The sequence below is a fragment of the Streptomyces sp. P17 genome (assembly GCF_032436805.1).
Taxonomy (GTDB): Bacteria; Actinomycetota; Actinomycetes; order Streptomycetales; family Streptomycetaceae; genus Streptomyces.
The window spans coordinates 85099-97668 of sequence record NZ_JAVRBF010000031.1; the positions used below are offsets into that span (position 1 = coordinate 85099).

The following is a 12570-nucleotide window of genomic DNA, read 5'->3' on the forward strand; positions in this document are numbered from 1 at the left end:
GTGATGCAACCGATTCCCCTCGTCCACGCAAGCCTCGGCGAGCGTGAACTCGCCGCCGTCGCCGAGGTGTTCGCCTCCGGCTGGCCGGCCGGGCAGGGCCCACGGGGCAAGGCGCTGGAGGCTCAGCTGGCCGAGAAGTACGGTGCCGGGGACGCCGTCACGACGAGCAACTGCGGTGCCGCGCTGCACCTGGCCCTGCTCGCGCTCGGCGTGGAGCCGGGCGACGAAGTGATCGTCGCCGACTACACCTTCCCGGCACCCGCCCAGGCCGTGCGCTACGTCGACGCCGTACCCGTCTTCGCCGACGTCCGGGCCGACACCGGCACCGTCGACCCGCAGGCGGTCGCCGACCTGATCACATCCCGCACGGTCGGCGTGATCGCGGTGGACACGCTCGGCCTCCCCGCCGACTACACGGAACTGCAGGCGATCGCCGACCGTCACGGCCTGTTCGTCGTCGAGGACGCCGCCTGCGCGGTCGGCGCCACCTACCAGGGCCGGCAGGCGGGTGCGCTCGCCGAGGTGGCCTGTCTGTCCTTCCACGGACGCAAGGGAGCCACCAGCGGTGAGGGCGGCGCGCTGCTCGCCCGGGACCCGAGGATCGGGGCCGACGCGCGGCTGCGCTCCTCCTTCGGCATCGGCAGCATCTTCGACCTGGGCAAGGTCGTCGGCCTGCCCATCCCGGAGTTCACCGAGATCGGCTTCAACTACAAGCTCTCCGACATCGCCGCTGCGATCCTCCAGGTGCAACTGGGCCGGATCGACGAGCTGTTGGCGCGCCGCAACGCCGTCGCCGCGCAGTACGCCGAACTCCTCGTCGACGAGGAGCTGTTGACGCCGCCGTACGTGCCAAAGGACCGCACTCATGCCTGGCAGTCGTACATCGTGACGCTGGACGCGGGCGTGGACCGCTCGGCGGTCGCCGCCGAACTGCGCGGGCAGGGCATCGGCTGCGGTCAGGGCGCGTGGGCGACCCATGCGCAGCCGGTGTTCCGGTCGGAGCAGAAGTGCCCGGTCTCCGCGGACCTGTTCGCGCGCAACCTCGCCATACCCATGCACGCGGAACTCACCTCGGACCAGGTCGAACGGGTCGCCGGGACGCTGCGCGGCGCGCTCCGCTCGGCTTCCGGCCGGACCCTGGGAGGGGCAGCATGACGAGCCCTCAGCCGTCACCCGACACCGTCATGCGGCTGATCAACGGCTACTGGGCCACCGGCATCCTCGCCGCCTCGGCGACCCACTCGCTCTTCACCCACCTGGAGAACGGCGCGGACACGGCCGCCGAACTGGCCGGCCGCGCCCGGATCTCCGAGCGGGGCGCGCAGACCCTGCTCGACGGGCTGGTCAGCGTGGGCCTGGTCGAGGTGTCCGGCGGCCGGTACCGCAACACCGCCGAGGCGTCCGCCTACCTCGTCGACGGCAAGCCCGCCTCGCTGAGCGGCTTCGCCAAGCTCAAGCTGACCCACATGGGCAGCCTGGCCGACCTGGCCGAGGTGGTCCGGGTCGGGGGACCGGTGGCGAAGTCGGTGGTGGAGGTGGCCAACAACCCGCACTGGGAGGGGATCGTCACGGCCATCGCCGCGCAGTCGAGGCCCGCCGCGACGATCGCAGCCGAGATGCTGGGCCTGGCCGGGGCCGGTGAGATCTCCATCCTCGACGTGGGCGGCGGCTCGGGCATCTACTCGGGCATCTGGCTGGAGGCCAACCCCGAGGCCCGCGCCACCCAGCTCGACTGGGAGCCGATCAACGCCATCGCCCGCCGGCTGCTGACGGAGCGCGGCGTGGCCGACCGGTTCACCACCGTCGACGGCGACTTCCACAGCACCGACTTCGGCACCGCCGAGTTCGACGTCGCGGTGTACTCCCACATCGCCCACCAGGAGGGGCCGGAGAGCAACGTCGAGGTCTTCACCAGACTCCGGCAGGCCCTCAAGCCCGGCGGCACTCTGGTCGTCAACGACTACGTCGTCGACGACGACCGCGGCGGCCCGGCCTTCCCGCTGATCTTCGCCGCCGAAATGCTCCTCAAGAGCAAGCAGGGCAGCACCTGGCGTCGCTCCGACTATCAGGAGTGGCTGACCAAGGCCGGATTCACGAGCGTCTCCTTCCACTCGGCGCCGCCCGCCACCTTGGTCATCGCCCGATGAGCGACGCCATCCACCCAGCCGGTAAAGGAGGCAGCCCGATGAAGGGCTCCGTGGCCTATCGATCGATCCAGAAGCGCGGTCTGCACATCGGCCTGCTGCCGGCCATGGCCGCGGCCGTCAACGGGACGACGCCCCTCACGCTCGACCACGATCTCGACGTACTTCCCGAGGTCGGCCGGAATGTGACGATCGCTCAGATAGCTGAATTGGCCGACGACTTGGCCAGCCGGCTGTGGGCCGCCGGTGTCCGGCCCGACGAGCATGTCGTGATCCACAAGAAGGCGAACGCCGATGTGTGGGTGCTGGCCTGCGCCACGTCCCGGATCGGCGCGGTGCCCGTGCTGCTCTCGCCGAGCCTGGACGCGGTGACGGTCGGCGCACTGCTCAAGAGGGTCGACCGGCCGAACCTGCTCACCGATGAACACAAGCTCGATGTGCTCGCCGAACTGCCCCTGGCACAGCTGACCCGGCAGGTGATCCTCGTCAACGGCGAGCGGCCACAGACCGTCTCGCTGGCCGGGCTCGCCAGGGCGCCGCGGGTCAAGCCCGTGGTGCGGCACATCGACGAGGCCGCCGTCATCACCCACACCTCCGGCACCACCGGAGTGCCCAAGCTGGTCGTGCACACGCCCCGCACCCAGGGCATCCGGCTCAAACCGCAGTGGCGGCTGCTCTCGCTCATGCGGCAGCGGGAGAACGTGGCGATCGCCATCCCCTTCGTGCACTCCCGGATCGTCGCGGCGATGGCCCTGGCCCTCCTGCGGGAGATGCCGGTGCTGCTCATGAACGGGTCGGAGCCCGACACGGTCGCCGAGCTGCTCCTGGAGAACCGGCCCGGGCTCATCGAGGCGCTGCCCAACTCGCTGATGGCGTGGGAGAGTCTGGCCGAGGACCCCCGCAAGCCGTTCGCCTCGGTGAAGTACTTCAGCAGCACCTTCGACGCGATCCACCCGAGGACGATGAGCCGGCTGCTCAAGTCGTCCGAGCGGCAGGGCGCCCTGTTCTTCCAGATCTACGGACAGAGCGAGGTCGGCCCCGCCGTCGGCCGCGCCTACTTCCGCCACTCCGCCCACAAGGCCAACGGCCGCTGCGTCGGCTGGCAGATGCCCCTGGGCTCGGCGAAGGTCCGGGTCGTCAGCCGCGACGGAAAGCGGCCTACGGAGCACAACCCCGGCCGCATCCAGGTCGCCTGGCCCGGTCTGGCCAAGACGTACTTCGGCGAGCAGGAGCGCTACGACAGCAATCGGGAGGGCGACTGGTGGCCGACCGGAGACGTCGGCTACTTCACCCGGTTCGGCTGTCTGCACATGCTCGACCGTGAGGTCGACATGATCCCCGGCGTGCGCAGCTCCCTTGAGGTCGAGGATCTGGTCCTCGCCAAGATGCAGGAACTGAGCGAACTCGTCGTGGTCCACGGCCCGGACTCCGAGGCCGTCCCGGTGCTGTGCACCCACGGCGACCGGCCGCTGGACCTGGAGCGCTGGCGCGCGGCCGTCGCCGACTTCCCCCAGCTGGCCGACCCGGTCCAGATCCCCGAGGCCGAACTCCCGCGCACCGGCACGCTCAAGGTGCAGCGCCTGGCGCTGGCGGACCGGCTCAAGGACAAGTTCAAGCACGGGGCCTGATCCAGAAACCGAGAAGCGGCGGCCTCGGTGCCGCCGCTTCTCGCATGTGCAAGGCAAACAGGAACCGAGACTGACTCTTTGGAGCAATGATGTCGGGTGCAGTCGATGTCTCTGTGGCAGGTTTCTATTCCGCCATCGAGAAGTCAGCCGGCCTGCTGGACGTGACCGCCTCGCGTGATGTCGTCCGGCCCATTCTGGCCGCGTTCGAGGAGGAACTCGCCCAGGCCGTGATCGCCTTCAGGGTGGCCACCAACGCGAAGCACGAAGGAGATTTCGACGCCCGCTTCACGCTGCCCAAGGAGGTCGACCCGTACGCCGTCGCCCTGTCGAAGGGCCTGATGGAGAAGCCGGACCACCCCATCGGCAGCCTGCTTGAGGACATCCAGCAGCTCTGCCCCATCGACAGTTACGGCATCGACTTCGGCGTCACCTCCGGGTTCAAGAAGATCTGGGTGTACTTCCCGGCCGGAGAGCACGAGACCTTGGCCCGGCTCACCGGTCTGCCGTCGCTGCCGGCGAGCCTGGCCGAGAACATGGATTTCTTCACCCGGTACGGCCTGGCCGACAAGGTGGACGTCATCGGGATCGACTACCGCAGCCGCACGATGAACGCCTACCTCAGGGCGCCCGCGGAGTGCTACGAGAAAGACACCGTCCTGGCGATGCACCGGGACATCGGGCTGCCGAGCCCGAGCGAGGAGATGTTCGCCTTCTGTGAGAAGGCGTTCGGGATCTACACCACCCACAACTGGGACTCCACCGAGATCGAGCGGATCTCCTACGGGGTGAAGACCGAGAACCCGATGGCCTACTTCGCCCGGCTCGGCACCAAGATCGAGCACTTCGTGAAGAGCGTTCCCTACGGTGTCGACGAACCCAAGATGGTCTACGCGGCCGTGACGTCGTCCGGCGAGGAGTACTACAAACTCCAGTCCTACTACCGCTGGCGCCCTGTCAGCCGTCTGAATGCCGCGTATATCGCCGCTCGCGACACCGTGCACGAGGGGTAACCGCGATGAGCGAGCAGGGCAGTCCAGTCTTCCAGTTCAGCCGCATGGAGAGCCTCCTGCGAGGCCGCCGGCTGCGCCGTCTGACCGTGGACGGCGTCGACGCCGTGTTCGTCAGGGATCCGGTCCTGGTCCGCAGGATATTGGTGAGCGAGAGCAGGAACTACGGCAAGGGTGAGCTGTTCCGGAAGGCCAGGAACCTCAGCCGGGTCGGAATGCTCTCGGAGGACGAGGCCATGCACCGGCACTACCGGCGGCTGGCCAATCCCTTCCTGCGGTCGACGAAGGTCGACGCATACGTTCCCACCATGCGTGACATCGTCCGTGACGTCGTGTCCTCGTGGCGCGTCGGCGATGCCGTGGACATTCAGGCCGAGATGTGCCGGATCACCTGTGCCATCTCGGTGAGCACACTCATACCCGGGCTCTCGCCCCGGATGACGGATGCGCTGAGCGAGCGCCTTTCCTGCCTGGCCTGGGAAATGATCAGGAAGCCGCTGTACGGGAGATCGGCGGCCCGAGCGGCCCGGCCGGGCGCGTCCAAGAGGCTTTCCCAGGCGCGCAAGGAGTTCCGGGACCTGCTCGCGGAATGCATTGCCGGCCTCCCGGATGATCCCGACTCGGCGGGCGGCTACCTCTCGGTGCTGCTGATGGACTGCGATGACGAGGGGAACCGCCTCCTCACGCCGGAGCAGGTGTGCGAGGAAGCGGTCATGATGATGACCGCGGCCACGGTCACCACGGCTTCCGTCATGTCCTGGGCGCTGTATGTGCTTTCCGGGAATCCCCTCGTCGAGGAGCGGCTCCTCAAGGACCTGATGCGCAGGGGAAGCGCCGCCCAGGGGCTGGACACGTCCAGCTACACGCTCCGGTTCCTGATGGAGGTTCTGCGCCTCTATCCGCCGGTATGGATCTCCTGCCGAAAGACCCTTGTGGACGTCACGCTCGGCGACCACTCGCTCCCCGCGGGGACGAATGTGGTCTTCAGCTCTTATCTGCTGCACCGGGACCCCGACTGCTATCCGGATCCGCAACGCTTCGATCCCGACCGATGGCTCTCCCTCAATCCCGGCAAGGTCGACGCTTCCTACATTCCCTTCGGCATCGGATCGAAGGGCTGCGTCGGGGAGATGTTCGCCTGGCAGGAACTCCAGGCCATCCTCGATGTGGTGACCCAGGAATGGAAACTCGGCACCGAGCCCGACCACCACATTCGCACGGCGCCGGAGACCACGCTCCATCCACGCCGCCTTCTCATGGTCCCGAGGCCCCGGTAACGACAAGGGAGTTGAGTGCTGTGACTCTTTCGACGTCGGCGGAGGGGGTGCCAACAGACCGACGGAGCCGTTCCGCCGGCATCGGCCGCGCTCACGCCAAGGCCGTGCTCCTCGGGGAACACGCGGTCGTGTACGGGGCTCCGGCGCTCGCCGTCCCCCTTCCCCAGCTGACGGTGACGGCCACCGCCCGGGCGACCGGCGGGCCGGGCGAGGTGTCCTTCACGATGACCGGTTCCCCGTCGCGGCCGATGGTGACGCAGGCTTCCGACGGACTGCGCCGGCTGATCACGGAGTTCACCTCGGCCATGGGCGTGGACGACAGCCCCCGCCTCGACGTGACCATCGACGGCGCCATCCCCCACGGCCGCGGCCTCGGCTCCAGCGCCGCCTGCGCCCGTGCGGTCGTCCATGCCCTCGCCGATCTCCACGACCGCGAGGTCACGGAGAACGAGACCTTCGACCTGGTGCAGACGGCCGAGAACATGGCGCACGGCCGCTCCAGCGGCGTCGACGCACGGACCGTGGGCGCCCGCGCCCCGCTGCTGTTCCACAACGGCGAGGTGCAGGAACTGAGCATCGGCTGCTACGGCCTGCTCGTCATCGCGGACAGCGGCCTGGTCGGCCGTACCAAGGACGCGGTCGAGCTGTTGCGCGAAGGATTCGAGCGGCACGCCGGAGCGAAGGAGAGATTCGTGCGCCGGGCCTCGCGGCTGACCGAGGAGGCCCGGTACGCCCTCGCCGACGGTCGGCCGGAGGAGCTCGGCGCGCGGCTGACGGACTATCACGATCTGCTGCGGGCGGCCGGACTCAGCACCAACCCCATCGACGCCCTCGTGGAAGCCGCGCTCACGGCGGGCAGCCTCGGAGCCAAGATCACCGGCGGTGGCCTGGGCGGCTGCGTCCTCGCCCTGACGCGCATGGAGCAGGCCGGTGAGGTCAGCCAGGAGCTCTACGCGGCAGGCGCCGTACAGACCTGGGTCGTACCGCTGAGAGGGCGTGCCGAGCATGCGCCCTGAACCCCAGGTCCTTGCGCCGGAGCCGAGCGCCGCCGGCAGTGCCACGGCCGTCGCGCACCCGAACATCGCGCTGATCAAGTACTGGGGCAAGCGGGACGAGCACCTGGTTCTGCCCCGCGTCGACAGCCTGTCGATGACCCTGAACGTCTTCCCTACGACCACCTCCGTCCGCCTCGACCCTGACGCCGCGCGGGACGTGGTGACCCTCAACGGCAAGCCCGCCGAGGGTGAAGCGCTGCGCCGCGTCGTCCACTTCCTCGACGTGGTGCGGGAACGGGCCGGGCAAGCGCACCGGGCCGTGGTGGACAGCGAGAACACCGTCCCGACCGGGGCGGGCCTCGCCTCGTCCGCGAGTGGATTCGCCGCCCTCGCCGTCGCCGCGGCCGCCGCGTACGGTCTTCCCCTCGACGCCACCGCCCTGTCCCGGCTCGCCCGGCGCGGCTCCGGATCGGCGTCCCGGTCGGTCTTCGGCGGCTTCGCGGTGTGGCACGCGGGCCCGGCCTCCGGCACCGCGCAGGAGGCCGACCTCCGCTCCTACGCCGAGCCCCTGCGCGTGGGTGACCTCGATCCGGCGCTGGTCATCGCCGTGGTCGACGCGGGCCCGAAGCCCGTGTCCAGCCGGGCGGCCATGCGGCGCACCGTCGACACCTCCCCGCTGTACGAACCGTGGGCCGTCTCCAGCAAGGCCGACCTGGACGAGATGCGGGCGGCTCTGCTCGCCGGGGACATCGAGACGGTCGGGGAGATCGCGGAACGCAACGCGCTCGGTATGCACGCGACCATGCTCGCGGCACGCCCCGCCGTGCGCTATCTGGCGCCCGCCACGCTCACCGCCCTCGACCGCGTGCTCCGGCTCCGACAGGACGGCATCCCGGCCTACGCCACCATGGACGCCGGGCCCAACGTGAAGGTGCTGTGTCGCCGCGCGGACGCCGACCGGGTGGCCGAGGCGGTGCGCGACGCCGTACCGGACGGCTCGGTGCACATCGCCGAACCGGGCCCGGGCGCCCGCCTGTTGCCCGGGGACGGTCGGTGATCCGGCGGTGCGCTCCGGGCAAGTTGTTCGTCGCGGGGGAGTACGCGGTCGTCGAGCCGGGCAACCCGGCGATTCTCGTCGCGGTCGACCGCTGTGTCACCGTCACGGTGACCGCCCCGGTCGAGGCGGGCGTCGAGATCTCCTCCGACCTCGGCCCGCGCGGCGAGCGCTTTGGGTGGCGGAACGGCCGGCTCGGCCCGCACACGGGACTCGCTCATGTGGTGTCCGCCATCGAGACGGTGGCCCGGCTGGCGGCCGAACGCGGCCTTGCCACACCGGAGTTCAGCCTGTCGGTCGAAAGCGGCCTGCACGACAACGGCACCAAATACGGCCTGGGGTCCAGCGGCGCCGTGACCGTGGCGACCGTGGCCGCGGTCGCCGCGTACTGCGGTCTCACCCTGTCCGCCGAGGAACGGTTCCGGCTGGCCCTGCTCGCCACCGCCGAGCTCGACCCCAAGGGATCCGGCGGTGACCTCGCCGCCAGCACCTGGGGCGGCTGGATCGCCTACCGGGCGCCCGACCGGCCGGCGGTGCTGGAACTCGCCCGCAGCGAGGGCGTAGCGGAGGCCCTGCGCGCACCCTGGCCCGGTTTCGCGATACGACGGCTGCCGGCGCCCGAGGGGCTCTGGCTGGAGGTCGGCTGGACCGGGCACCCCGCCTCCACCGTGTCCCTGGTGTCCGAGCTGCACCGGCGTCCCTGGCGCGGAACGGCCGCCCACCGAAGGTTCGTTCGCACCACCACCGACTGCGTGCGCGCGGCGATCACGGCACTGGAGCGCGGCGACGGCCAGGAGTTGATGGACCGCGTCCGGCAGGCCCGGCAGGAGCTGGCCCTGCTGGACGACGCGGTCGCCCTCGGTGTCTTCACGCCCCGGCTGACCGCGCTGTGCGAGGCCGCCGAAGCCGTCGGAGGCGCGGCCAAGCCCTCAGGGGCGGGCGGCGGTGACTGCGGCATCGCGCTGCTGGACGCCTCGGCCACGCGGGACATCGCCCGATTGCGCGAACGATGGGCCTCGGCCGGGGTGGTGCCCCTGCCGATCCGTCCCGCCGCGGAAGGGAACGAGGAATGATCGCTCAACGCAAGGACGACCACGTCCGGCTCGCTGTCGAACAACAGCAACAGCACAGCGGACGCAACCAGTTCGACGAGATCTCGTTCGTCCACCACGCCCTGGCCGGGCTCGACCGGCCGGACGTCTCACTCGCCACCACCTTCGCCGGCCTGTCCTGGCCGGTGCCGCTCTACATCAACGCGATGACCGGCGGCAGCGAGCGGACCGGCGCCATCAACCGGGACCTCGGCATCGCCGCCCGCGAGACCGGCGTGCCCATCGCGTCCGGGTCCATGAGCGCCTACTTCAAGGACCCGGACTGCGCGGAGACGTTCAGCGTGCTGCGCAAGGAGAACCCGGACGGGTTCGTCATGGCCAACGTCAACGCCACGGCCTCCGTCGACAAAGCACGGCGGGCCATCGACCTGCTCCGGGCGAATGCCCTTCAGATCCACCTCAACACCGTGCAGGAAACGGTGATGCCGGAAGGGGACCGGTCGTTCGCGTCCTGGGCCCCGCAGATCGAGAAGATCGCGGCCGGTGTCGACGTCCCCGTGATCGTCAAGGAGGTCGGCTTCGGGCTGAGCCGTGAGACCGTCCGTCTGCTGGAGGGGCTGGGCGTCCGGATCGCCGACCTCGGCGGCCGGGGCGGCACCGACTTCGCCCGCATCGAGAACGGCCGCCGCGAACTCGCCGACTACGCCTGCCTCAACGGCTGGGGACAGTCCACCGCCGCCTGTCTGCTGGACGCGCGGGACGCCCCGATCCCCGTCCTCGCCTCCGGCGGAGTGCGCCACCCGCTGGACGTGGCCCGCGCGCTGGCGCTCGGTGCGGGTGGCGTCGGCGTCTCCGGCACCTTCCTGCGCACGCTGCTCGACGACGGGGTGACCGCGCTGATCGCACGGATACGGACGTGGCTCGACCAACTGGCCGCCCTCCAGACCCTGCTCGGCGCGCACACCCCCGCCGCACTGACGCACTGCGACCTGCTGATCCACGGCGAGCTCCGCGACTTCTGCGCCGACCGGGGCATCGACACCGGGTCCCTCGCCCGACGTTCCAGCAGCCCTGACGTCCGCCACGAGATGACGGGAAACACACGATGACCGACAACGCGACCGCCGGGGTTCCGATGCGATGGGTGGGACCCCTGCGGATCTCGGGAAACGTGGCCACCACCGAGACCCCGGTCCCGCTCGCCACCTACGAGTCGCCGCTGTGGCCCTCCGTGGGCCGGGGCGCGAAGGTCTCCATGCTGTCCGAGCGGGGCATCGTCGCCACCCTCGTCGACGAGCGCATGACCCGGTCCGTGCTCGTCGAGGCGCTGGACGCGCAGACCGCGCTGACGGCCGCGCGGACCATCGACGCCCGCATCGGGGAGCTGCGCGACGTGGTGCGCACCGGCAGCCGGTACGCCGAACTGATCGGCGTCCGCCACGAGATCAACGCCAACCTGCTGTTCATCCGCTTCGAGTTCAGCACCGGCGACGCCTCAGGACACAACATGGCCACCCTCGCCTCCGACGCGCTGCTGCGGCACCTGCTGGAGACGATCCCGGGCATCTCCTACGGATCGATCTCCGGGAACTACTGCACCGACAAGAAGGCGACCGCCGTCAACGGCATCCTCGGCCGCGGCAAGAACGTGGTCACCGAGCTGCTCGTACCGCGTGCCGTGGTCGAGGGCGTGCTGCGGACCACGGCCGCCGACGTCGTCGCGCTGAACATCCGCAAGAACCTGCTCGGGACCTTGCTCGCCGGCGGCATCCGCTCGGCCAACGCCCACTTCGCGAACATGCTGCTCGGCTTCTACCTCGCCACCGGCCAGGACGCTGCCAACATCGTCGAGGGCTCCCAGGGCGTCGTCATGGCCGAGGACCGGGACGGGGACCTCTACTTCGCCTGCACCCTGCCCAACCTGATCGTGGGCTCCGTCGGCAACGGCAAGGGCCTCGACTTCGTGGAGTCGAACCTGGCCCGGCTCGGCTGCCGGGCCGAGCGCGCCCCCGGCGAAAACGCCCGCCGGCTCGCCGTCCTCGCGGCGGCGACAGTGCTCTGCGGCGAACTCTCCCTCCTCGCCGCCCAGACCAACCCGGGCGAACTCATGCGCGCACACGTCCAGTTGGAGCGCGCCAACGAGACAGCGAAGGCCGGTGTCTAGGGAAATGGCCAACGATTTTGCCGTAGGACTGCACGATCTGTCGTTCGCGACCACCGAGTTCGTCCTTGCGCACACCGTCCTCGCCGAGCACAACGGCACCGACATCGGCAAGTACCACCACGGCATCGGCCAGCGGTCGATGAGCGTGCCCGCCGCCGACGAGGACATCGTGACCATGGCCGCGACCGCCGCCGCGCCGATCGTCGAGCGACACGGCAGCGACGGGATCCGCACCGTCATCCTCGCCACGGAGTCCTCGATCGACCAGGCGAAGTCGGCCGGGATCTACGTCCACACACTCCTCGGACTGCCCTCCGCCACCCGGGTCGTCGAACTCAAGCAGGCCTGCTACGGGGCGACGGCGGCCCTCCAGTTCGCCCTCGGTCTGGTGCGCCGTGATCCGGCGCAGCGGGTCCTCGTGGTCGCCGCCGACGTCTCCAAGTACGAGCTGGACAGCCCCGGCGAGGCCACCCAGGGCGCCGCCGCCGTAGCCATGCTGGTCGGTGCCGATCCCGCACTCGTGCGCATCGAGGAGCCCTCGGGCGTGTTCACCGCCGACGTCATGGACTTCTGGCGGCCGAACTACCGCGAGGCCGCCCTGGTCGACGGCCAGGAGTCCATCGGGGCGTATCTGCTCGCGGTGCAGGGCAGTTGGAAGGACTACACCGAGCAGGGCGGGCGCGCGCTCGACGAGTTCGCCGCGTTCTGCTACCACCAGCCCTTCACGAAGATGGCGTACAAGGCCCACCGCCAGCTGCTCAACTACTGCGGGCACGGCGTCGACGAGGACCGTGTCACCCGGGACCTCGGACTGACCACGGCCTACAACAACGTCATCGGCAACAGTTACACCGCTTCTTTGTACCTGGCACTCGCCGCGCTGCTCGACCAGGCCGACGACCTGACCGACCGGCACATCGGCTTCCTCAGCTACGGCTCGGGCAGCGTCGCCGAGTTCTTCGCCGGCACCCCCGTACCGGGCTACCGGGAACACCTGCGCACCAAGGCGCACCGAGAGGCGGTCGACCGGCGCACACCCGTCGACTACGCCCGCTACCGAGGGCTGCACGCGTACGCGTTCCCGCCCGACGGGGGAGACCACCGCACCCCGTGCGAGACCACGGGCCCCTACCGGCTGGCGGCCCTGCGCGACCACAAGCGCGTGTACGAGACGCGCTAGGGGGTGTTTTGAAAGTCCCGCACAGCACCCACGGCGCCCGGCACGCACCCTCGCCGCACCGGCCAAAGA

At 70.1% G+C, this 12570-nt stretch carries 11 protein-coding genes; all 11 read left to right on the forward strand.

Going from position 1 to position 12570, the window contains the following annotated elements; translation table 11 throughout:
- Positions 1-3 precede the first annotated feature (3 nt).
- The 11 genes from RMT89_RS21185 (at position 4) to RMT89_RS21235 (ending at position 12501) form a co-directional block, all read left to right on the forward strand.
- On the forward strand, positions 4-1155 hold the full coding sequence (locus RMT89_RS21185) for a DegT/DnrJ/EryC1/StrS family aminotransferase (protein WP_315885318.1): 1152 nt from the start codon (positions 4-6) through the stop codon (positions 1153-1155).
- A complete protein-coding gene (locus tag RMT89_RS21190; protein ID WP_315885319.1) occupies positions 1152-2147 on the forward strand; it encodes a class I SAM-dependent methyltransferase in 996 nt (331 codons plus the stop codon). The genes RMT89_RS21185 and RMT89_RS21190 overlap by 4 nt, the downstream gene beginning before the upstream one ends.
- 38 nt (positions 2148-2185) lie before the next feature.
- Complete coding sequence (locus RMT89_RS21195) at positions 2186-3772, forward strand: class I adenylate-forming enzyme family protein (RefSeq protein WP_315885320.1); 1587 nt, start codon at positions 2186-2188, stop codon at positions 3770-3772.
- 113 nt (positions 3773-3885) lie between these two features.
- The gene (locus RMT89_RS21200; protein WP_315885321.1) at positions 3886-4782 is read left to right on the forward strand and encodes an aromatic prenyltransferase; all 897 of its coding nucleotides are present in this window, start codon (positions 3886-3888) and stop codon (positions 4780-4782) included.
- Between the two features lie 5 nt (positions 4783-4787).
- On the forward strand, positions 4788-6056 hold the full coding sequence (locus RMT89_RS21205) for a cytochrome P450 (RefSeq protein ID WP_315885322.1): 1269 nt from the start codon (positions 4788-4790) through the stop codon (positions 6054-6056).
- 20 nt (positions 6057-6076) lie between these two features.
- Positions 6077-7072 (forward strand): mevalonate kinase, encoded by a 996-nt coding sequence (gene mvk, locus RMT89_RS21210; RefSeq protein ID WP_315885323.1) that lies wholly within the window; start codon positions 6077-6079, stop codon positions 7070-7072.
- The gene (gene mvaD / locus RMT89_RS21215) at positions 7062-8108 is read left to right on the forward strand and encodes a diphosphomevalonate decarboxylase (RefSeq protein ID WP_315885324.1); all 1047 of its coding nucleotides are present in this window, start codon (positions 7062-7064) and stop codon (positions 8106-8108) included. The genes mvk and mvaD overlap by 11 nt, the downstream gene beginning before the upstream one ends.
- Positions 8105-9178: a phosphomevalonate kinase gene (locus RMT89_RS21220; RefSeq protein ID WP_315885325.1), complete on the forward strand. Its 1074-nt coding sequence runs from the start codon at positions 8105-8107 to the stop codon at positions 9176-9178. The genes mvaD and RMT89_RS21220 overlap by 4 nt, the downstream gene beginning before the upstream one ends.
- The gene (gene fni / locus RMT89_RS21225) at positions 9175-10266 is read left to right on the forward strand and encodes a type 2 isopentenyl-diphosphate Delta-isomerase (protein ID WP_315885326.1); all 1092 of its coding nucleotides are present in this window, start codon (positions 9175-9177) and stop codon (positions 10264-10266) included. Before RMT89_RS21220 ends, fni begins: the two co-directional genes overlap by 4 nt.
- Complete coding sequence (locus RMT89_RS21230) at positions 10263-11321, forward strand: hydroxymethylglutaryl-CoA reductase (protein ID WP_315885327.1); 1059 nt, start codon at positions 10263-10265, stop codon at positions 11319-11321. The genes fni and RMT89_RS21230 overlap by 4 nt, the downstream gene beginning before the upstream one ends.
- 4 nt (positions 11322-11325) lie before the next feature.
- On the forward strand, positions 11326-12501 hold the full coding sequence (locus RMT89_RS21235) for a hydroxymethylglutaryl-CoA synthase (protein WP_315885328.1): 1176 nt from the start codon (positions 11326-11328) through the stop codon (positions 12499-12501).
- Positions 12502-12570: the final 69 nt, after the last annotated feature.